The following is a 20,642-nucleotide window of genomic DNA, read 5'->3' on the forward strand; positions in this document are numbered from 1 at the left end:
GATTTCTCCCTTTCAAAAGGGGGTCAAAGAAATCTGGGGATAACAGCGATCGGAAGGTTGTTCTGCCAGCGGAGTGATCAAGTGTAAATGGAACAGTTCAACTTATATTTTGCTTTTTTATATTAGATGTCAAAACATGAAATAGCGTTGAGCCATCGGCAATTCATCCGCAGGTTCACAGGTGAGAAGTTCACCATCGGCCCGAACCTCATAGGTTTCGGGATCGACTTCGATGACGGGTGTGACGTCGTTATGAATCATGTCCTTTTTGCTCACGGAGCGGCAGCCTTTGACAGGTTCTACGCGTTTGTTCAAGCCCAATGCCTCCTTGATTCCTGCATCTGCTGCGGCTTGGGAGACAAAAGTGATCGACCCTTTGGCAATTGCGCCGCCGTAGGCACCGAACATTGGTCTACCGAATACGGGCTGCGGCGTAGGGATCGAAGCGTTGGGGTCACCCATCTGGGCAAAGGTGATCAAGCCGCCCTTGATGACCATCTCGGGCTTTACTCCGAAATAGACCGGGTTCCAGACGATCAGGTCTGCGAGCTTGCCTACCTCTACGGAACCGACGAGATGGCCTATACCGTGAGCAATTGCCGGATTGATCGTATATTTGGCAACATACCTTTTGATCCGATCGTTATCGGAAGGGGAGCCTGAGGTCAGTTCAAGCTTGCCTCGCTGCTTTTTCATCTTGTCGGCGGTTTGCCAGGTACGAATAATCACTTCGCCAACCCGGCCCATCGCCTGCGAATCGGAACTGATGATGCTGAATACGCCAAGATCATGCAAAATGTCTTCGGCCGCGATCGTTTCGGGACGAATCCGTGAATCAGCAAAGGCAACATCCTCAGGGATGGACGGGTCCAGATGGTGACAAACCATCAGCATATCGAGATGCTCTTCGACGGTATTGCGTGTGTAAGGACGTGTTGGGTTGGTTGAAGAGGGGATGATGTAAGACTCTCCGGCAGCGCGAATAATATCTGGCGCGTGTCCGCCGCCAGCACCTTCCGTATGGTAGGTATGAATCGTCCGTCCGTTAATGGCTGCCAGTGTATTTTCGAGAAATCCGGTCTCGTTCAGCGTATCGGTATGAATGGCTACCTGAACATCATGCTCTCCGGCTGCGGTCAGACAGGCATCAATAGTGCTTGGCGTTGTGCCCCAATCTTCATGCAGCTTCAGTCCAATGACACCGGCTTCAATCTGTTCAATTAATGGAGCGGTGCTGGAACTGTTGCCTTTGCCGAGATAACCAATATTCATGGGAAATGCCTCTGCGGACTCCAGCATGCGGTGGATATGCCAGGCTCCGGGTGTACAAGTGGTCGCTTTGGTGCCGGTTGCAGGTCCTGTGCCGCCGCCGATCATGGTTGTTACTCCTGAAGATAATGCCGTTTGAATCTGTTGAGGACAGATAAAATGAATATGGGTATCAATACCTCCCGCGGTCACAATCATGCCTTCTCCGGCAATGATTTCGGTCGATGCGCCAATAACCAGCGCGGGATCAACTCCGTCCATCGTATCGGGGTTACCGGATTTGCCGATTGCGCAGATGAGGCCATCGCGGATGCCGATGTCTGCTTTTACAATCCCCCAATGATCAATGATGACGGCGTTGGTGATGACTGTATCAGGCGTACCATCACTGCGAAGGGCAGAGGTGGACTGACCCATTCCATCACGAATAACCTTGCCCCCGCCGAATTTGCTTTCATCCCCATAGACCGCATAATCATGCTCAATCTCCGCCCATAGTTCCGTATCTGCCAATCTGACGGCATCCCCGGTCGTCGGCCCGAACATGGACGCGTATTGTTCCCGGCTCATTCGTTTCATATAGGGTCCCCTCCGTTCTGCACAGGGGGTGCGAAGGCCTTCAGAAATGTTTCCAGTTTCTGTGGATCAGGTGGCTGATCTGCCGAACCCTCAGTTAATCCGTTAAATCCATAAATCTGACGTTTGCCGCCAAATGTGGTGAGTTCGACCGGTTTTTCTTCACCGGGTTCAAACCGGACAGCAGTGCCTGCCGGAATATGCAAGCGGTGGCCGAAAGAGGAAGGGCGATCGAAGTCCAACGCAGCATTGACTTCATAGAAGTGAACGTGAGAACCGACCTGAACGGGACGGTCGCCGCGGTTCAGTACAATCAGACGCACGGTTGAGCGATCGGGATGACAGACGATCTCATCATCCTGTTTTAAGCGATATTCACCAGGGATCATGGAGTTCTCCTGCCTTTCTCAGCGTATAGGTTCATGGACCGTGACCAGTTTTGTTCCGTCAGGAAAAGTGGCTTCCACCTGTACCTCAGGAATCATATCGGGCACACCATCCATGCAGTCTTCACGTGTCAGGATCGTGCCGCCGTATCTCATCAACTCTGCGACACTCATGCCATCGCGTGCGCGTTCCATAAGTTCGGAGGTCAATAATGCGATTGCTTCGGGAACATTCAGTTTAAGTCCGCGTCCTCTGCGTTCGCGAGCGAGGTTAGCGGCCACGGTAATCAGGAGTTTTTCTTTTTCCTGTTCAGTCCAGTGCAAGGCAATCCGACCTTTCCCTTAGATAGTCTATATCGTCATGGATCATGTTTTATGTTAAATATACTCACACAGGGTGGACCCTTTGTCAATATGGTTCTAATTATATTAGCATTATGCATGAAACGAGTATGCAAGAAATAAAATTATGTAAGAATTATTGACACGTCGAGTGTGACCCTCCATAATTTGGATCAACGAACATTTCGGACATATATGACCTTAATGTTCGTCAATAGACTAGAAAAAGGGAGTGTAGGCTATTGAAGAAGAGGTCGGTCAAGTTATGGAGTGTTTTGCTCGGTGCAGTCATTGCGTTGACAGGGTGTGTGGAAGGTGGCTCGCCGCCTGAGGCATCGGGTTCCGTTGGGACGGGAGAACCTGCTTCGTCCGGAGATACGATTAAAGTAGGTGTTCTTCACTCCCTGAGTGGAACGATGGCGATCAGTGAAGTGTCGGTTAAGGATGCGGAGATGCTTGCCATTGAAGAGATCAATGCAGCGGGCGGAGTTCTGGGTAAACAGATCGAGCCTGTGGTTGAGGACGGCGCTTCCGATTGGCCTACATTTGCGGAGAAAGCAGGGAAGCTGCTTCAGCAGGACAAAGTAGCCGCTGTATTTGGCGGATGGACCTCTGCGAGTAGGAAAGCGATGCTTCCGGTGTTTGAACAGAACAAAGGTCTGTTGTTTTATCCGGTGCAATATGAAGGATTGGAATCATCACCCAACATTTTTTATACAGGAGCCACAACGAATCAACAGATCGTACCGTCTGTAACCTGGTTGCTGGAGAACAGGGGCAAGAAGTTCTACCTGCTGGGTTCAGATTATGTGTTCCCGAAAACGGCCAATCAGGTCATTAAAGCCCAGCTGGCAGCTGAAGGTGGCGAAGTGGTAGGCGAAGAATATACACCGCTGGGGCATACGGATTACAGTACGATTATCAGCAAAATCAAGGCTGCCAAGCCGGATATTGTGTACAACACGCTGAACGGGGACAGCAATGTCGCCTTTTTCAAACAATTGAAGGATGCCGGGATCTCTTCGGAGCAGTTGACCACTCTGTCAGTAAGTGTGGCGGAGGAAGAAATCCGAGGGATTGGTGCGGATGTGCTGAAAGGGCATCTGGCTTCGTGGAACTATTATCAGACAACAGATACTCCTGAAAATAAAACATTTGTAGAGAAATATAAAGAAAAATATGGAGCTGATCGGGTGACGGCCGATCCGATTGAAGCGGGATATGTGGCGGTGTATCTGTGGAAAGCAGCTGTAGAAAAAGCCGGATCAACCGATGTTGAAAAGGTGAAGGAGGTCGCCAAAGGTTTGGAATTCGATGCGCCGGAAGGAAAAGTGACGGTGGATGGAGAGAACCAGCATATCTACAAAACGGTGCGGATTGGCGAAGTGCAGGAAGATGGACAGTTCAAGGAGTTGTGGAACTCGGGCGCTCCGGTCAAACCTGATCCGTATCTGAAAACGTACGAATGGGGTGCTTCCCTTAGTAACAAATAGACAAGAAACTCACGTCAAAACTGCTGAATAACCGATGAGGGTGAGACAACACACCCTCATACAACGTTACGGTAAAGCGTTGGTGTGGAATGGGAATGGTGTCTTGTACCCATTTTTAATCCGGATGTTCACAGCATGAGGAGGGAAAGGCGATGGATATGTTTGTCCTGCAACTGTTCAATGGGTTAAGCATTAGTTCCATCCTGCTGCTGATTGCTTTAGGCCTCGCAGTTACGTTTGGACTGATGAATGTCATTAACATGGCTCATGGTGAATTGATCATGATTGGCGCTTACGCAACGTATGTGACGCAGAACCTGTTCATTTCATACGCTCCGCCAGCGTGGTTTGATGTCTATTTTATAGTGGCTTTGCCTATCGCCTTTGGTGTGGCGGCTCTAATAGGCTGGTTGCTGGAAGTGGTGCTGATCAGACATCTATATGGGAGGCCACTCGACAGTCTGCTTGCGACATGGGGTGTAGGTATGATGCTGCAACAATTGGCCCGAACGATATTTGGAGCACCAAATGTAGGAGTATCCAGTCCGGCTTGGCTTAATGGAGGTCTGACCATCGCGGACGGCATTGTGTTTCCGTACAAACGGATTTTCATTATTGTGCTGGTTGCGATTGTGTTGTTGTGTATGTACTTGTACATTTATCGGACTTCTTCCGGGAGACGGATGAGGGCAGTGATGCAGAATCGAAGTATGGCGGGCTGTCTTGGGATTTCCACCAGACGAGTGGATGGCATGACCTTTGCCATTGGTTCGGGCATTGCCGGGATCGCTGGATGTGCATTGACGCTCATTGGCCCGATTGGCCCCTCACTGGGTACGTATTATATCGTGGATGCATTCATGGTGGTTGTGCTAGGTGGTGTCGGGAAACTGGTGGGGACCGTGTGTGGTGCGCTCGGAATTGGCATGTTCAATACGTTATTCGAAACGTATACCTCCGCCTCCATCGGCAAGGTGTTGGTATTTGTCTGTATTGTAGCTTTTCTCCAATGGAAGCCGCGCGGGCTCGTTGCCATACGGACCCGGAGTCTGGATTAATGCGAAAAAGGGGGTTATGTAATGTCTGCACTTCTCAAGACGGGTAGTCTGAAAATGAAGATCATCTGGGCCGTTGTCCTGATCATGATGTGTCTGGCTCCGCTTATTTCCACGGAATTCCGGCTTAGTTTGTTGGCGAAATTCCTGGCCCTGGCCATTCTGGCGATTGGTCTGGATCTGATCTGGGGATATGGAGGGGTGCTTAGTCTGGGGCATGGCGTATTCTTCGGACTTGGCGGGTACGCCATGGCGATGTATCTGAAGCTGCAGGCTAGTGGTACAACACTTCCGGACTTTATGGGATGGAGTGGTCTTAGTGGTCTGCCGTGGTTTTGGGAGCCATTTAGGTCATTTCCGGTGGCGCTATTGCTGGGCATTGCTCTTCCGGCATTACTGGCCTTTGCCTTGGGGTGGTTCACGTTCCGTAACCGGATCACCGGTGTATATTTTACAATCCTGACCCAAGCTTTAGTCCTCATTACAGTGACGTTATTCGTTGGCAAACAGGAATGGACGGGAGGGACCAACGGTATAACGGGATATAACGCCATCTTTGGTTTTACCCTTCATTCGGCAGGGACAACGATTGCTCTCTACTATATAACGCTTGCTGTCCTGGCGCTAGCCTATCTGCTTTGTCGCCGGGTGGTGAACAGCAGGTTCGGTCAGGTGCTTGAAGCTGCGCGGGATGGGGAGAATCGGGTTCGCTTTCTTGGATATGACCCGGCAGGTTTCAAAACGCTGGCCTTCGCCCTTTCCGGGGCGCTGGCGGGAATTGCTGGTATGTTATTTGTGCTCCAGGTAGGGATCATCTCGCCTTCCATGATGGGAATCGTGCCTTCAATTGAGATGGTGTTATGGGTTGCATTGGGCGGTCGGGGGACGCTGATTGGTGCGGTGATCGGAGCTGTGGTGCTGAACGCGGCCAAAACGGGTATCAGTGAAGCTTATCCGGAAGGTTGGTTGTTTGTCATTGGAGGGCTCTTTGTAACCGTGGTCTTGTTCATGCCGAATGGGCTTGTTGGTGTATACCGTCATGTCGTGCGCTTGCTGAAACGGAGAGGAGAGGTTGTGCATGTTCCAGTCAGTCAGGAGAAACCAAAAGTCTACTGAGGTTCCGGTAGTGCTGGTTGCCGAGGGGATTACGGTGGCATTTGGCGGTTTTGTTGCAGTCAAAGGCATGAATCTGAAGCTGTATGAACATGATCTGCATTTTCTGATCGGCCCGAACGGTGCGGGGAAAACGACAATGCTGGACGTCATCTGTGGCAAAACCAAGCCTGTGTCCGGTACGGTGAAGATGTCGGATGGTGCGGATCTGACACGCCTGAAGGAGCACCAGATTGTTCGGAAAGGGGTAGGGCGCAAGTTCCAGGCCCCATCGATCTTTGCTGGGCTGACCGTGCAGGAGAACCTGACGCTGGCTGCGGAAACTCATCGTTCTCCTTTACAGGCGCTAGGCATTCAGCGGTATTCGAAAATAAGTCCTGCGATGGAGCGGATTACGCACCAAATTGGTTTGCAGGAACGTGTGGATGCGCGTGCAGGGGTCTTATCCCATGGGGAGAAGCAGTGGCTCGAGATTGGCATGCTGCTGCTGCAGGAACCCCGTGTATTGCTGCTGGATGAGCCAGCAGCGGGAATGACGGATGAAGAGACACATAAGACGGGCCGCCTATTGCAGGAGATTGCACGAGAACGGTCTGTTGTGGTGGTGGAGCATGATATGGAGTTTGTACGCGAGTATGCAGCCAAAGTGACCGTGATGCATGAAGGTAAGATGTTAAAGGAAGGTACGATGGCGGAAGTGCAGGAAGATCCGAGAGTGGCTGAAGTGTATCTGGGCAAAAGGAGGGATGACCATGCTGTCGCTGCAACGAATTGAATCTGGTTATGGGGAAAGCAATGTGCTGCGCGGCGTAAATCTGGATGTCCGGCCGGGTCGGGTGGTATGCCTGATGGGGCGCAATGGTGTAGGGAAAACCACCTTGATGAAAACATTGATGGGTCTTCTTAAAGCGCGGAAGGGAAGTATTCAGTGGAAAGGTCAGGAACTATCCACCCACGACCCGGCCAGGCGGGCCAGGGCGGGAATTGGATATGTGCCGCAGGGACGGGAAATCTTTCCGCAGCTTACGGTAAAAGAAAATCTGTTGCTAGGTCTGGAGACAAGCAACTCAGGAGTAAAGACGTTCCCGGAGGATGTGCTGGCCATGTTTCCGGTGCTTGCCACAATGTATGGAAGGCAGGGTGGTGATCTGAGTGGCGGTCAGCAGCAGCAGTTGGCCTTTGCCCGCGCGCTGGCTTCAAGGCCTGGTTTGTTGCTTCTGGATGAGCCGACAGAAGGCATTCAGCCTTCCATCGTAGAGGATATCCGGCAGGTTATTTTGCGAATTAAAGCAAAGGGTGAGATCTCCATCTTGCTGGTAGAGCAGAGCATTGATTTTGTACGCGGTGCTGCAGATTATATCTATGTAATGGACAAAGGGGCAATTGCACTGCAAGGAACACCGCGGGAACTGGATATGTCGCAGTTTGAGCACCATCTGTCTGTGTAGCTAAGGTTCGTGGTGTAGAGAGAGTTCAGGCATGCTTGTCCAGAATGTTGGAGTACTTCGGATATAGTCTTCGGATGCAATCCGGGCAGATATCATGGGTGAATTCGGCATGAGTATGCTTCTCCAGATAACTTTCAACTGAATTCCAGCTGTCCTGTTCATCCTTAATCTGTTTGCAGACAGCACAAATGGGAAGCAGTCCACGCAACGTGCGCACTTCGGACAGAGCTTTCTTCAATTGGCGTTCTGTTTGTTTCTGTTCGGTAACATCCGTGTGTGCAATCAGTGCGAGATCAGACAGCAGGGATGGGTCGGCCTGAATCAATGGGGTGAGTTCGAGACGGAACCACCGTTGTTCGTTGTGGGCCGTTTGAACGAAGATGTCATATGTATGACTGTCTTTAAAAGGTGCAGTGATACTTTTCAACTCCTGAACGATCTTCGCATTCTTTGCTTGTTCCTCGCGTAATGTCCACCCCTCTATTAAACGAAGGTAATAAGATGTTTCGGGTATGGTGCTGGATTGGCTGGATACGCCCGGTTTGGGAAGCAGTTGCCCGAGTCCTTGTTGCCAAGCCGTATTGCAGCTGCGAATGATCCAGTTATGGTCGACGATGATGAGCTGGTGTTGCATAGACTGGAACGATAATCTCTCCAGATCGGATATTAAGTACCTCATGAAATGAGCTCCTCCTTGGCAGAAAATCTTATCTTAAATCATCTGGAATTTCCAAAATATCGGCGACCTGGTTCCTGAACCGGGTTGCTTTGCGTGTACCGTGGATGAGATTGGACAGACGGTATGGCGGGATGTCGTACTGTTCACAAAATGTCTTTTGGTCGACCTGGAGCTCGGTTAGTCTTCGTTTGATGGCCCATCCGAAAGGAGTCACAGGTTTCTTTTTGTTCAAAAGGGTTCACCCCTCAGTGGAATATAGTATTCAGCTGGTTATTCTTGATGTAGAATATATATATGCGAGCTGTATAATTTATTATATACGTATTTACGTCATCTAACAATTAAAAAAGACGGAAATAAGTGTATTTTATTATGTAAAATGGCGTAATTACGTTAAATAGACAAAATAAATGACATGAAAAACACGCCAGCAATGAGGTTGCGGCGTGTTTTTCATGTTTTACTGTATGAGGAGGTGAGTTGTATGGGGGTGAAGGGGTAAAGATCAGGCCCTGTAGGCGTGAAGTCCTGCTCCAAGCATATGGAAGCTGGGGAATAATGTTTTCATGGACATTGAGGCTGGTTGTACCAGTCCATCCGCAGCGGAGGCGCTGACGGTATGCCATTCATGCTCCAGGTCTGCGGCGAGGCGAACCAACAGGTCCTGGGTTGTATCGGGAGTGAGGGGAATCACCTTGGAGGCTTCGGTTATGCAGGCGCTCATGGCTGAATACAGGTAACCAAGGACCGCCTCCTCGACAGGGATTTCGAGGTGGTGGTTAATCCAGGCGTGAACAGTGGGGAGGCAGCCTACGGATTCGTACTTAGTCAGGATATGTTCAAGCTCGCTAAAATCAATCCAGGGGTGGAGTGCGCGTGCGAGCTTGATCAAGCGTTTGCCCATGGTGGAGGCTTGATCCCTTAGGCTGGCGGGGGTGCGCTGGACATGAACGAGTTTGTCGATAAGGGCTGTACGCCACGCGTCATTATGATCTGTGGCGGTGTATATGCCTTTAATCGCCATACCTTCCAGACGCACGATACTGGGGTGCAATTGACAGCGCATGAATGATTCTAAATCTTCAGCACTGCGAATGGTTCCTTCAGTAATATGGGTATCCATACCCAAAGAATGGGTGAACCCTCCGACCTGGATAGAGGAATCAAGCAGTTTGACGTAATCGAGCAGCTTATTCCCACGGTTCACAATCTTTCGCCTCCTACGTTCGTTAAATGTCATATAAAATAACATTTATACTCCGTTTTAGTTGGTTTTCTGTTCGTAAATCCGAATTATATGATATATATATTTACATAAATATCCTCTTTTTGTCAATAGTTTCTTGCTTTTTAAATTTAAAATCTTGTTTGTGTTAATTTGTATAACATTTTAAGTTATATTGTGAAAGGTGAATGGATTAATTGTTCCTTATAAAGGAAGTAGAGTGATCAGCCTGCTCGGATATAAAAACGGATCAATTTTAATCATATGTGCTTTATAGGAGAAAATGACGAGATTATACGATTTTTGGAAGGGAAAGCGCAGTTAAAATGATAATATTAAAAATGCTTTACATTTAAACCTGAAGCGGGTATAATCAATTCTGTTGCCGATTATTTACGACATGCGGTCGTGGTGGAATGGCAGACACGCTATCTTGAGGGGGTAGTGGGTGTATACCCGTGGAGGTTCGAGTCCTCTCGACCGCATCATAAGAACGATTAAGAAGAAGCTTCCCGTATGGGGAGCTTCTTTTTTATGTTTTTTTTACAGTAAAGATGAGTCCAGACAAAAAAAGGTCACCCGCTTCCCTGAATGCATGCTCATTCTGTCTGCAGGGGTCGGATGGCCTTCACTTGTTATTTAAGCAATTCTTTGATGTCTGCTTCAATTTTATCAGGTGTTGTTTTGGGAGCATACCGTTTTAAAACACGTCCGTTCTGATCCACAAGGAATTTGGTGAAGTTCCATTTGATGGCTTTGGAGCCGAGTACGCCTGGTGCTTCTTTGGTAAGATGCTGGAATAGAGGATGAGCGCTTGAACCATTCACATCAATCTTCTCAAACATGGGGAAGCTGACACCATAGTTCATCTGGCAGAACTCGGCAATATCATCAGAAGAGCCTTTTTCCTGTGCAAACTGGTTGCTTGGAAAACCAAGAACTTCAAATGGGGAATCTTTGAACTTGTCCTGGAGTTCTTGCAGACCTTTGAATTGAGGTGTGAGGCCGCATTGGCTTGCTGTATTCACGATAAGCAGTACTTTGTCACGATAGTTGGACATCTCAACTTCCTGACCGCGAAGGGTGTTTACTTTGTAGTCGTAGACTGACATGAAAATCGCCTCCATTTCATATTCTTCTATCTTCTATTATATTGATTGCAATTAAATATTGCAAAATTAATATTGTTTTTTTAACCCCATTTGGACCTCTCGTGTATGAACTGTGAATGTTTTGCTACCTGAATTTCGCTAAAGAGAGAATTAGAGAGCTTTGAAGAGATGGGTAGAGAATGGATGTGTTGTAAGCGCTATTATTGATGTGAAATGGCAAAAATCCGTCGATTCGGTGATCTGCGCAGACTTTACACCGATATGGCACGGGTGTATGATTCATATCGTAATTCCAATTTCAATTAAATTTTACATGAAAAACGAAACAAACGATAATATCGCTCTGATTAAGGAACATAATGGAACGATGTTTTAATCGCTGAGTTTCCATTCATTCATGGGTGGGAAACGGGGGAACCAACAGGATGAACTGTCCAAGACAGTAGGCATCCATGGGGTGAATTTTCCGGTGACAGCCGGAAATAGGGCGACTCTCGCGCCCGAATCCGTCAGCTAACCTCGTAAGCGTTAAAGGGAGAGGCAACAAGCCGTACGCTGATTCATAGTGTCTTTTTGCTATGGATTATTGAAGAAGCGTCCGGGAGGCCTTGGTCCCCCACGCTTCTTTTTTGTTGTCTTTTCACGCCAAGGGAGGAACGAATGATGGATAAAGAGATGATCTTAGTGACTGCTCCAAATGAAGCAGGACGTAAATTTATCAAATTGCTGATGTACAAAAAAATGCCGTTTGCCGTTCTGACCAACAGTGCAGGGGAAGAGCGCAGGCTCCGGAGAATTGGTGTGGAGCATGTCATTCGCATGAACACGGCTGCAGCTCAGAAATGGTTTTTGCCGCAAGGCAGTGTAGGCAATGTTTTTATTTTTGAAAATAGCCTAAACCTGACCTGCCGATACTTGCAAATCTGCCGCTCCTGGACATCCAAGTCCCTGTGTGTCATTACAGAACAAAGCCACCCCAAAGGCATCTATCGGGGAATGGGAGCAGACCGTATTGTGTATTCCTTGAATGGGGAAGTTGGGTTTCTGCTTAATGGTTAGTGGTTGGTACTATTCCTGTGATTGATCCGGTGTCAGCTGCCTGTTATAATTGAAATCATAAATAAACGGAATCTTGAGGAGACTCATGCGTGATGGTGGGTCTTCTTTTTTATGGTTTGGGTAATGGGGGAATGAATTTCCTGTGGCTAACGAGGAGGAATAGGCGTGCCGGATGTACGTGGAATAGAATGGTTGTTCTTTGATGTGGGGGATACGCTTGTGGACGAGTGGGAGCCGGTGGATGATATTATAGGTCAGTTCGTTCGAGAAGCTTGTGCGCTTGGTTATCAGGTGGAGATGCAGACAGTACGAGAACTATTTGCCGCTTCCTACCGAAATTACGAGCAATGGCCGATGAAACTGGCTATTCGTACCCTGATCAGCGATGAGGGGCATCGGGAACAGATACAGGAGAAGCTGAAGTTCCGTAAAGAGCTTGAACGCCCCTTCGCGTCAGCCGACGCTGTTCTCCAGACGTTGTCGCAGCACTATAAGATTGGCATCATTGCCAATCAGAGCCCGGGGACGGAAAATCGGCTGGATAGCTACGGTTTGCGCAAGTACGTGGATGTGCTGGCCTGTTCGGCTGAAGAAGGAGTGTCCAAGCCTGATCCTGAATTGTATGCTGTAGCTCTGAAACAGGCGGGATGTAAACCGGAGGAAGCGGTCATGATCGGCGACCGGATTGATAATGATATTATTCCGGCTAAGAAGCTGGGTATGCACACGATCCGAATTTTGCAGGGGTATGGCAGGTTCCAGCCGGAGCTAGCAGAAGCAGAGCGTCCGGACTGGACAGTTGAATCACTGGATGAACTACTTCCCTTGTTGATGGTAACTCAAAATTCAGACAACTAAATAAAGAGTGATATTATGAGCTAATCCGTATGGATTAGGTTGCTGCTCAAACTGCTCGAACATATAAAAGGCTGATCATCTCAAGGGATACATTACTTGAGTTGATCAGCCTTTTTGAGTTAGACAATATAGAGTGTAGTTCCATGTAACCTAGAACATCCGAATGGTCTGGATGATCAGATACACATTCAGGATAACGATAACTCCGGCAATGATCCAGGAGATGATTTTGAGCCACAGCTTGTTAGCAAAATCCCCCATGCTTTTTTTGTCACTTGTAAACATGATCAGTGGAATAACGGCAAAGGGGAGCTGCAGCGACAACAGAACCTGGCTCAGAATCAGCAGTTCTTCTGTTCCGTGCTCTCCGGCAATAGCTGTTACGATAACGGCCGGGATGATTGCAATCAGACGTGTTACCAGCCGACGAAGCCACGCCGGAATACGAATGTTCAGGAAGCCCTCCATTACAATCTGACCGGACAGTGTGCCGGTGAGTGTTGAGTTCTGGCCTGAAGCCAGCAGGGCTACACCGAACAGGATGCTGGCGATGGTGGTTCCCAGCAAAGGTGTCAGCAGATGGTAAGCATCCGTAATTTCCGCAACCTGGGTCATGCCTGCACTATGGAACACGGCAGCAGACACAATCAGGATGGCTGCATTGATGAACAGGGCCAGCGTTAAAGCGATGGTTGAATCCATGGTGGTATACAGAATCGCTTCTTTTTTACCCTTAGTTGTCTTTTCAATCTGACGGGTCTGTACGATAGAAGAATGCAGATACAGATTATGGGGCATCACGGTTGCGCCAATAATTCCGATGGCGATGTAGAGCATGGCTGGATTTTGCAAAATCTCGGCACTTGGTACAAAGCCGTGCATGACGCCGCCCATATCCGGTTTAGCGAGAAACAGGTCAATCCCAAAGCAGAGGGCGATAGTAGCCATCAGCACAATAACGAGCGATTCCAATGCGCGGAAGCCTTTATTTTGCAACAAAAGAATGACGAGAACATCGACTGCTGTAATAATGACGCCATATAACATGGGAATGTTGAATAGCAGCTTGAGTGCGATGGCTGAACCAATAACCTCCGCAAGGTCGGTGGCTGCAATCGCAAGCTCACACAATATCCATAACACCATCACGACAGGCATGCTGAATCGTTCGCGGCAGGCTTGCGCCAAATCCCGTCCTGTGACAATCCCGAGCTTACCAGCGAGAGACTGTAACACAACAGCCATCAGGTTTGAAATCAGAATAACGGACAATAACGTATAACCGAATTGTGAACCACCTGCAATATCAGTTGCCCAGTTCCCGGGATCCATATATCCAACGGCAACCAGGTAACCCGGCCCAACAAAAGCAAGGAATTTTTTCCACCAAGCAGCGTTCTGAGGCACCTTCATGGAGCTGTGGGCTTCTCCGAGAGATGGGGCCATACCCGCAGCCAATGGTTCATTGGAAGGAGCGTTGAACGGATTTTTTTTGCTCATAATATAATCACCCGACTTTGAAGTATTGATATTCTATATGAAGAGGAACGGTGTCATTCCTTTGATTAAATTTGAACATTGAAATCAAAATGAAATCAAAATCAAAAACGTAATTAAACTACTTTCGATATGTCTAAACGTTTATGTTGATACTTACATTGTACTCCTTCAATTATTTTTGTCTAGTGCAACTTTTGTGTAGAAGGACAAGATTTACCGGAGAAGGAGTTGTGCCTTAGTATATTACCCAACCCTTAATAAATAACCAATGTGCATTTCACGTGCATGAAAATAATAAAGATGTAAAAGCTGAATAAGGAACAACATGCGTTTCAAAATAAGCCAGAAGTTTAAATTGAATAGTAGGCGTTAAAAAATTTGAAGGTGAAGGAGAGATTCTTAATGGAAGCTTTATATACAGCAACAGCGACAGTTAAAGGTGGACGTACAGGTTCGGTGGCTTCTTCGGATGGTGTGCTCAAGCATGATCTGAAAATGCCAAAAGAGCTTGGAGGCCCTGGTGGTGAAGGAACCAACCCTGAACAGCTCTTTGCAGCTGGATACGGTGCATGTTATGAGAGTGCCCTCGCCAATGTGGCGCGCAAAGCAGGCGTGAAGTTGGAGAATGTGGTGGTAACCAGCAATGTATCCATTGGCAAAGACCCTGCGGATGACGGTTTCCAGCTGTCGGTACGCTTGGATGTGAGCATGCCTGGTGTGGATCACAGTCAAGCCGAAGATCTGGCGCGCAAGGCACATGATTTCTGTCCTTACTCCAAAGCAACACGCGGCAATATTGATGTGGTACTTAATGTAGTTTAAGACCTGACTCCTTGGAGTAGAGGGAACATATAGAGCAGGGTATCCTTGGATACCTGACGTTCGAGTACAAGACCCTGCTGGCCATCGGCAGGGTTTTGTATTGTATAATCCCGTTGGAATGCAGGAGATTGCATGGCGGACAGCGTACTATTTTACATAATCTACTCTTGCTTGATGTCATACATTCGAATGAGGGGGGAACAATATTGAGTATTGAAGAGATGATAGAACGACGATTTGTATGTACAAAATGCAGGGGGACGGATTGTAATATTAAGGAAGTGTCCATGTCAGGAGCTGGACTTAGCAAAATGTTCGATATTCAGCACAATCATTATCTCTTCGTCGCCTGTTCTTCCTGTGGATATGTTGAAGTATTCGATCCGGATGTATTGAAAGGGAAAAAACAGGGTCAGGTGGGTACCATTCTTGATATTCTATTTGGCGGGTAAATGTGCGTGAGTTGACATCGAACTAAAATTTCTTTAATATGACTTAGTACTAAGAAGTGTCATTGCATGAACCAAATTTGAATTAACAGGTGATATCCATGTCTTATAGACCGCGTATTGCAAATTTAGAACTAGCTAGTGGCAACAAGGAAGACGGATTGTATGAATTTAAAATGAAATTGGTAGACGGTACACAATGCCGTGTATTCTACTCCCATTCCCCGGAATGGAAGCTGACCAATATCAGCCGTCTACAGAAAACCCCTTGTCCGGTATGTCGCAAAGATTTCATTTGCAAATGCATGGACCAGTGGGCTGGTGACCTTCATCAACAGATGATTGACGACCAATGGATGGAAAAGGCAATTGCCGAGTAATTGCCAAAACAGATACGAGCGTGGGCACAGAGCCTGCGCTCTTTTTCTTTTTTTCGTTACACCTAAATAAAATGTAAAAAAAAGCGATCGAGATGACTCGAAACGGGTAATTTACTCTAATAGCACAACTATGAGGAGGCCACGATTATGACTGCAAATCAAACGGATCAGCATCAGGGACACCCGATTGTGCTTGTGGACGGAGTTTGTCATTTCTGCCAAGGCTTAACGAAGTGGATTATCAAGCGTGACCCTGAGGGGAAATATCATTTTGCATCACTTCAATCGGATGTAGCGAAAACATTGCTGAAGAAGGGCAATCTGTCCACAGACAGCATGGATACTTTTGTACTCATTGAGGATGGGAAATATTATACGCGTTCCACCGCAGCGCTGCGGCTGGCCAAAGGATTGAAATTCCCTTATCCCTTATTGTACGGGCTAATTATTATACCAAAATTTATTCGCAATGCCATATATAACACGGTAGCTCGCAACCGATATCGCTGGTTCGGTAAAGATGAAGCGTGCATGCTGCCTACACCTGAAATGAAGGAACGTTTCCTTTGAATAACTGAAGTGTAACATATTGTATCAGAGTGATTGATTAATAACGGAAATAATTGGGTAATGAGTACGGATCAATTCTATTATGGGGGGCAAATAACTTGAAGAAGTGGACTACATTAATTATTGGGGCATTATTGGCAGTAAGCATGACCGCTTGCGGAAGCGATGCAGATAACAGTACAGCAACGCCGCCAGCTGGCAACGAAACGTCTAACGAGGGCAATACAACTGCGGAGCAGGAGACAAAGATCCCCACATTGGACGAGTTAATTGAGAAAACGAATGCAGCGACGAAAGACATGAAAAGCTTCACTACCGAAGCCAATATTGATCAAAATTTGAAGCTGGTGTCTGGCGAACAGTCCCAGGATCAACAGGTGAAAACATCGCTGAAGATGGATATCATCAAGGACCCGATGATGATCTATCAGGAGATGAAGATGGAAATGCCCGGACAGGAAGCGCAGAATGTGAAGCAGTATATTACTTCGGATCATATTTATTCCCAGGTGGGAGAGCAATGGGTCAAGATTCCTGATGATCAAACGAAACCATTGATTGAGCAAATGCAGTCAAGCATGAATCCGGAAGGTGAGCTGGAGCAATTCAAAAAGATTGCAGAGGACACCAAGATTACGGAAGAAGGCGACAACTACGTCATTAACGCTGACGTATCCGGTGATAACGTGAAGGAGCTGGCCAAAGCAGTCATGGAGCAAAACGGATCGGATGCTCAGACTCAAGCCATGCTTGATCAAATGAATATTACCAGCATGAAAATGAAATATATGATTAACAAAGAAACCTACCTGCCTGCAAGTACGGATGTCGACATGGTGATGGAAATGGAGCAGGAAGGACAGAAAATTTCGATGGACATGAAAATGACCAGCACGTTCTCGAACCATAACGGCGTGGAAGAGATTAAGATCCCGCAAGAAGCATTGGATAGTGCTAAATAAGGAGTGAGCTGTTAGAGCGGGGTTCATATTCTCTGATGAGAATGTAGCCTAGTTAAAGCTAAGCTACGATGAGGTGGGCTTTCTGGAGAAAGCACTTCTGATATGAATTTGTGTGAACCGATAGGTTCGATGCATTTCATTCAGGGGTGTTTTTCTTTTATTGTATGCGTTGTGGTCAGCGTTTAAGGTGTTATAGTATAGTCAATGTAAGCGATTCGATTTAGAGTTGATGGAAGTTGAGGGAAAGCTATTTCAGGCAGGAGGTCAAAGAAATGATTGAATATGCACATATCCACCATGTGAGTCTGGCTGTACGTGATCTTGAGGTTGCGAAAAAATTCTATTCTGGTTTGCTCCACATGCAGGAGATTGAGCGGCCGCCTTTTAACTCCACAGGCACATGGTATGCCATTGGTAGTCAACAGCTTCATCTGTTGCAGCATCCGCAGGGACATACGCTTCGTGAGGCAGGTATCGATACAACGGATGGACACTTTGCGATCTGGGTGAAGAGTTACAAGGAGACTTTGGCCTGGCTGGAACAGCAGGGAATTGAGTATGAGGCTAGACCAGATAGTGTTGCCGGTTTTTCACAGATATTTGTGTTAGACCCTGATCGCAATATTGTAGAATTTGATGCACCTTATCATTCTTGAACGGATTATCGTTTGAATAAATCCCTTGCTCCTCCAGAAATTGTATGCTATATTATCCATACATTCATAGCACGTGACGGAAGCACCGTCCATATACTGCATATTTTTTGCGGTTGTTGGACGGTGCTTTTTTGTGCTTTTTTTGCAGGGAGGGAAGAAAAATTGATTGTTCTAAAGGCAGTGCTGGCTTCCAAAGACAGAGAGTATATCAGCGCATGGCTTGATTTTGTACAAGGCAGTTCGTCTGGCTCTAATATACGTTTCACCGCTTTTTCACAATGGGAACCATTCAAAGACCATATGAACGAACAGGAAGGACGGGAACTGCCAGATCTGGTTATTGCGGAACCTGATTTTCTGAACAGCTGGCTGAGTAACGGGGGCGAAACCTCGGGTATTCCATGGCTGATGCTGAGTGAAGGACTGGATGAGGTGGATGAGGATAAACGGCTGATGAAATATCAACCTTTGCCTGCCCTGATGGACGCTGTTCTCCATGCTTGTCGGCAGCCACGTCGGAAGAAGACTCATCGTCCGGGACAGGGGGCGCTCTCTATTGGAGTTGTATCAGCTTCCGGCGGGAGTGGCAAGACTGCGGTGGCGATGCATATGGCAAAGCAACTGGGGGTTGCGGGATATGCTGTTCTGTATCTCAATCTGGAGACGCTGGATAGCTCAATGCCGTTTCTGGAGAAGGGTCTGTCTAGAAGTGGACAGCTTATACCTGATGCAGAAACGGGGCTGTCGCGTCTGCTTTATGATTTGAAGGTGGGCAGGAGGGAATCAGGCAAACAGGGACAAGTGCAATCTTCCTCCAAAGGGGTTGACGGATACGTGCTTCGTCACGAGGCGCTGAAGTCGGATGTATTCTGGCCGTTATCGAATCGGAAGGAACTGCTGCAAATGTCCCGTGAGGATACGAAGAGCCTGATCCGGTATTTGGCGGACTGTGGGCAATATGATGTGCTCATTCTGGATGGGGACTCAGGCTGGGACGGGCGCAGTGACGGGATTTTCGATGCTGCCGATGCATTTGTGTGGCTGGTTGAGGATGACATCTCTTCTATGCACCGCTGGGGTCAATGGATGCAGCATACGAAACGCACCAAACCGGATCTGTATGAAAGTGTACTTGACCGTGCCCGGTTCATTGTTAACAAGTATCGGGACAGCGTCATTAATGCCCTGCCAAGTCCTGATCTGCATCTGGATGCTGTGCTGCCGTATATCCCTTCCTGGAAGCAGCTGAGTCAGGAGGAAGTGATGCTTAGTTCACCGATCTTTCAACGCGAAGTGAAGAGACTATGCGCCATGATCGTGCAGGATGGAGACGAAGAACTGAAGCAGACGGGGCGGATACAGAAGGCTGATGGGTGGTCATTATGACGGATTCATCCAAGATGATACTGGACCGTGAAGAGCAGTTTCAAATCATGCGTCGCGAGGTCAGAGCAGGTCTGGATTTAACATCCTCTGCTGGAGATGATGAACTGTGGCAGGGGATTGAGCGTAAAGTGCTCTCTGACCCGACGCTGGAAGATCTGACCTCCGGGGAGCGTCATACGCTGGTGCAACGGTTATTTGACTCCTTTCGAGGCCTAGATATTCTGCAGCCATTGGTGGATCATCCTGAAATTACAGAGATTATGATCAATAGTCACCGGGAGATTTTCATTGAGCAGGAAGGTGAAGTTAGACAGATCACGCTGGAGTTCGAGTCCAGGGAACGACTGGAAGACATTATTCAGATGATCGTATCCGGGGTGAACCGGATTGTGAATGAGTCTTCTCCAATTGTGGATGCACGGTTGAAAGACGGGTCGCGGGTCAATATCGTGCTGCCTCCGATTGCGTTGAAAGGTCCGACCATGACGATTCGGAAATTCCCGAGTGAACCAATGAAGATGTCGGATCTGATTGATAAAGGTGCCTTGCATGAGGAAGCGGCAGAATTGCTGCAGCAGTTGGTGCGCAGCAAATACAATATCTTTATCGGCGGCGGAACTGGGTCGGGGAAAACCACTTTCCTAAATGCATTATCTCAATTTATCCCGGCGGATGAACGGATCATCACGATTGAGGACTCTGCTGAATTGCAGATTGTCACAGTACCCAATCTGGTATCGCTTGAGACGCGGAATGCTAATACCGAGGGTAAGGGGCAAATATCCATTCGGGACCTGATCAAGTCATCCTTGCGGATGCGCCCGAATCGAATTGTTATTGGTGAGGTGCGGGGAGCAGAAGCGCTGGATATGTTGCAGGCCATGAACACTGGACATGATGGCTCGTTGTCCACGGGACACGCAAATACGATCTCGGATATGATCAGCAGATTGGAGACCATGGTGCTCAGTGGAGCTGATCTTCCCATTGCAGTTGTCCGGCAGCAGATCAGCTCGGCCATTGATATCTTTGTACATTTATCCCGCTTACGGGACCGTTCACGTCGGGTGACTGAGATTAGTGAAGTGATTGGCATGCAGGACGGAGAAGTACTGCTCAATCCACTGTTTCGTTTCCAGGAAATCGAAGAAAAAGAAGGCAGGATTATTGGCGGACTCGTGCAAGTTGGGACGCTGAGACAAGTGGACAAAATTCAGATGGCAGGGCTGGGAGACTGGCTGAGCGAGTACATAGAACGCAATAATGATAAGTTGATTAAATCGAGTAACAACGTAAATTAGT

23 protein-coding genes, 1 tRNA gene, 1 pseudogene and 1 riboswitch are annotated in these 20,642 nt (G+C 47.8%); of the genes and pseudogenes, 17 read left to right on the forward strand and 8 right to left on the reverse strand.

The window, feature by feature from the left end; genetic code table 11:
• Positions 1 to 129: 129 nt before the first annotated feature.
• The 3 genes from ureC to P364_RS0106380 are packed head-to-tail and all read right to left on the reverse strand — an operon-like array spanning position 130 to position 2,555.
• The gene (ureC, locus tag P364_RS0106370; RefSeq protein ID WP_024629309.1) at positions 130 to 1,848 is read right to left on the reverse strand and encodes an urease subunit alpha; all 1,719 of its coding nucleotides are present in this window, start codon (positions 1,846 to 1,848) and stop codon (positions 130 to 132) included.
• Complete coding sequence (locus tag P364_RS0106375) at positions 1,845 to 2,234, reverse strand: urease subunit beta (protein ID WP_024629310.1); 390 nt, start codon at positions 2,232 to 2,234, stop codon at positions 1,845 to 1,847. The genes ureC and P364_RS0106375 overlap by 4 nt, the downstream gene beginning before the upstream one ends.
• Positions 2,235 to 2,252: 18 nt before the next feature.
• A complete protein-coding gene (locus P364_RS0106380; RefSeq protein ID WP_024629311.1) occupies positions 2,253 to 2,555 on the reverse strand; it encodes an urease subunit gamma in 303 nt (100 codons plus the stop codon).
• A gap of 260 nt (positions 2,556 to 2,815) precedes the next feature.
• Here P364_RS0106380 and urtA point away from each other — a divergent pair, with 260 nt between their 5' ends.
• From urtA to urtE, 5 genes are all read left to right on the forward strand, one after another.
• A complete protein-coding gene (gene urtA / locus P364_RS0106385; protein ID WP_024629312.1) occupies positions 2,816 to 4,066 on the forward strand; it encodes an urea ABC transporter substrate-binding protein in 1,251 nt (416 codons plus the stop codon).
• Positions 4,067 to 4,218: 152 nt separating this feature from the next.
• Complete coding sequence (gene urtB, locus P364_RS0106390) at positions 4,219 to 5,124, forward strand: urea ABC transporter permease subunit UrtB (RefSeq protein WP_024629313.1); 906 nt, start codon at positions 4,219 to 4,221, stop codon at positions 5,122 to 5,124.
• A gap of 21 nt (positions 5,125 to 5,145) precedes the next feature.
• Positions 5,146 to 6,237, forward strand: coding sequence for an urea ABC transporter permease subunit UrtC (gene urtC / locus P364_RS0106395; RefSeq protein WP_024629314.1), 1,092 nt, complete (start codon positions 5,146 to 5,148; stop codon positions 6,235 to 6,237).
• Positions 6,200 to 7,009, forward strand: a complete 810-nt coding sequence (gene urtD, locus P364_RS0106400) for an urea ABC transporter ATP-binding protein UrtD (protein WP_024629315.1) — start codon at positions 6,200 to 6,202, stop codon at positions 7,007 to 7,009. The genes urtC and urtD overlap by 38 nt, the downstream gene beginning before the upstream one ends.
• Positions 6,987 to 7,682: an urea ABC transporter ATP-binding subunit UrtE gene (gene urtE / locus P364_RS0106405; protein WP_024629316.1), complete on the forward strand. Its 696-nt coding sequence runs from the start codon at positions 6,987 to 6,989 to the stop codon at positions 7,680 to 7,682. Before urtD ends, urtE begins: the two co-directional genes overlap by 23 nt.
• 25 nt (positions 7,683 to 7,707) lie before the next feature.
• Here the strand turns inward: urtE and P364_RS36070 are convergent, their stop codons facing one another.
• The 3 genes from P364_RS36070 to P364_RS0106420 all read right to left on the reverse strand — a co-directional run bounded on the left by P364_RS36070 (position 7,708) and on the right by P364_RS0106420 (position 9,568).
• Entirely contained in the window at positions 7,708 to 8,361 is a 654-nt protein-coding gene (locus tag P364_RS36070) for a hypothetical protein (RefSeq protein ID WP_024629317.1), read from the reverse strand.
• Positions 8,362 to 8,389: 28 nt separating this feature from the next.
• Positions 8,390 to 8,593 carry a hypothetical protein gene (locus P364_RS0106415; protein ID WP_024629318.1) on the reverse strand — a complete coding sequence of 68 codons (204 nt, stop codon included), beginning with the start codon at positions 8,591 to 8,593 and terminating at the stop codon, positions 8,390 to 8,392.
• A gap of 273 nt (positions 8,594 to 8,866) precedes the next feature.
• Entirely contained in the window at positions 8,867 to 9,568 is a 702-nt protein-coding gene (locus P364_RS0106420; RefSeq protein WP_052016528.1) for an urease accessory protein UreF, read from the reverse strand.
• A gap of 420 nt (positions 9,569 to 9,988) precedes the next feature.
• Between P364_RS0106420 and P364_RS0106425 the strand changes: the two genes are divergently transcribed.
• Both P364_RS0106425 and P364_RS38665 read left to right on the forward strand, forming a co-directional pair.
• A tRNA-Leu gene (locus tag P364_RS0106425) sits at positions 9,989 to 10,071 on the forward strand.
• 106 nt (positions 10,072 to 10,177) lie between these two features.
• Positions 10,178 to 10,246, forward strand: a pseudogene (locus P364_RS38665) (hypothetical protein); the annotation flags it as partial.
• Here P364_RS38665 and P364_RS0106430 read toward each other — a convergent pair.
• Complete coding sequence (locus P364_RS0106430) at positions 10,222 to 10,698, reverse strand: glutathione peroxidase (protein WP_024629320.1); 477 nt, start codon at positions 10,696 to 10,698, stop codon at positions 10,222 to 10,224. The pseudogene P364_RS38665 and the gene P364_RS0106430 overlap by 25 nt on opposite strands.
• 367 nt (positions 10,699 to 11,065) lie before the next feature.
• Positions 11,066 to 11,241: riboswitch (cyclic di-AMP (ydaO/yuaA leader) on the forward strand.
• Between the two features lie 117 nt (positions 11,242 to 11,358).
• Here P364_RS0106430 and P364_RS0106440 point away from each other — a divergent pair.
• On the forward strand, positions 11,359 to 11,757 hold the full coding sequence (locus P364_RS0106440; protein ID WP_228469185.1) for a hypothetical protein: 399 nt from the start codon (positions 11,359 to 11,361) through the stop codon (positions 11,755 to 11,757).
• Positions 11,758 to 11,922: 165 nt separating this feature from the next.
• Positions 11,923 to 12,615 (forward strand): HAD family hydrolase, encoded by a 693-nt coding sequence (locus tag P364_RS0106445; protein WP_024629323.1) that lies wholly within the window; start codon positions 11,923 to 11,925, stop codon positions 12,613 to 12,615.
• Between the two features lie 150 nt (positions 12,616 to 12,765).
• Here P364_RS0106445 and P364_RS0106450 read toward each other — a convergent pair whose 3' ends face one another.
• Positions 12,766 to 14,061, reverse strand: coding sequence for an Nramp family divalent metal transporter (locus P364_RS0106450; RefSeq protein WP_029880785.1), 1,296 nt, complete (start codon positions 14,059 to 14,061; stop codon positions 12,766 to 12,768).
• 456 nt (positions 14,062 to 14,517) lie between these two features.
• Between P364_RS0106450 and P364_RS0106455 the strand changes: the two genes are divergently transcribed.
• From P364_RS0106455 to P364_RS0106490, 8 genes are all read left to right on the forward strand, one after another.
• Entirely contained in the window at positions 14,518 to 14,937 is a 420-nt protein-coding gene (locus tag P364_RS0106455) for an organic hydroperoxide resistance protein (protein WP_024629325.1), read from the forward strand.
• Positions 14,938 to 15,143: 206 nt separating this feature from the next.
• Positions 15,144 to 15,389, forward strand: coding sequence for a zinc ribbon domain-containing protein (locus P364_RS0106460; protein WP_024629326.1), 246 nt, complete (start codon positions 15,144 to 15,146; stop codon positions 15,387 to 15,389).
• A gap of 98 nt (positions 15,390 to 15,487) precedes the next feature.
• Positions 15,488 to 15,766, forward strand: a complete 279-nt coding sequence (locus P364_RS0106465) for a hypothetical protein (protein ID WP_024629327.1) — start codon at positions 15,488 to 15,490, stop codon at positions 15,764 to 15,766.
• Between the two features lie 147 nt (positions 15,767 to 15,913).
• Entirely contained in the window at positions 15,914 to 16,336 is a 423-nt protein-coding gene (locus tag P364_RS0106470; protein WP_024629328.1) for a thiol-disulfide oxidoreductase DCC family protein, read from the forward strand.
• Positions 16,337 to 16,434: 98 nt separating this feature from the next.
• Positions 16,435 to 17,298, forward strand: coding sequence for a DUF6612 family protein (locus P364_RS0106475; protein ID WP_024629329.1), 864 nt, complete (start codon positions 16,435 to 16,437; stop codon positions 17,296 to 17,298).
• A gap of 272 nt (positions 17,299 to 17,570) precedes the next feature.
• The gene (locus P364_RS0106480; protein ID WP_024629330.1) at positions 17,571 to 17,954 is read left to right on the forward strand and encodes a VOC family protein; all 384 of its coding nucleotides are present in this window, start codon (positions 17,571 to 17,573) and stop codon (positions 17,952 to 17,954) included.
• Between the two features lie 162 nt (positions 17,955 to 18,116).
• Positions 18,117 to 19,340 carry a nucleotide-binding protein gene (locus P364_RS0106485; RefSeq protein ID WP_024629331.1) on the forward strand — a complete coding sequence of 408 codons (1,224 nt, stop codon included), beginning with the start codon at positions 18,117 to 18,119 and terminating at the stop codon, positions 19,338 to 19,340.
• Positions 19,337 to 20,641 carry a CpaF family protein gene (locus P364_RS0106490; protein ID WP_024629332.1) on the forward strand — a complete coding sequence of 435 codons (1,305 nt, stop codon included), beginning with the start codon at positions 19,337 to 19,339 and terminating at the stop codon, positions 20,639 to 20,641. The genes P364_RS0106485 and P364_RS0106490 overlap by 4 nt, the downstream gene beginning before the upstream one ends.
• The last annotated feature ends 1 nt before the right edge of the window (position 20,642 follow it).

This window comes from Paenibacillus sp. MAEPY2 (assembly GCF_000499205.1).
Lineage (GTDB): Bacteria > Bacillota > Bacilli > Paenibacillales > Paenibacillaceae > Paenibacillus > Paenibacillus vandeheii.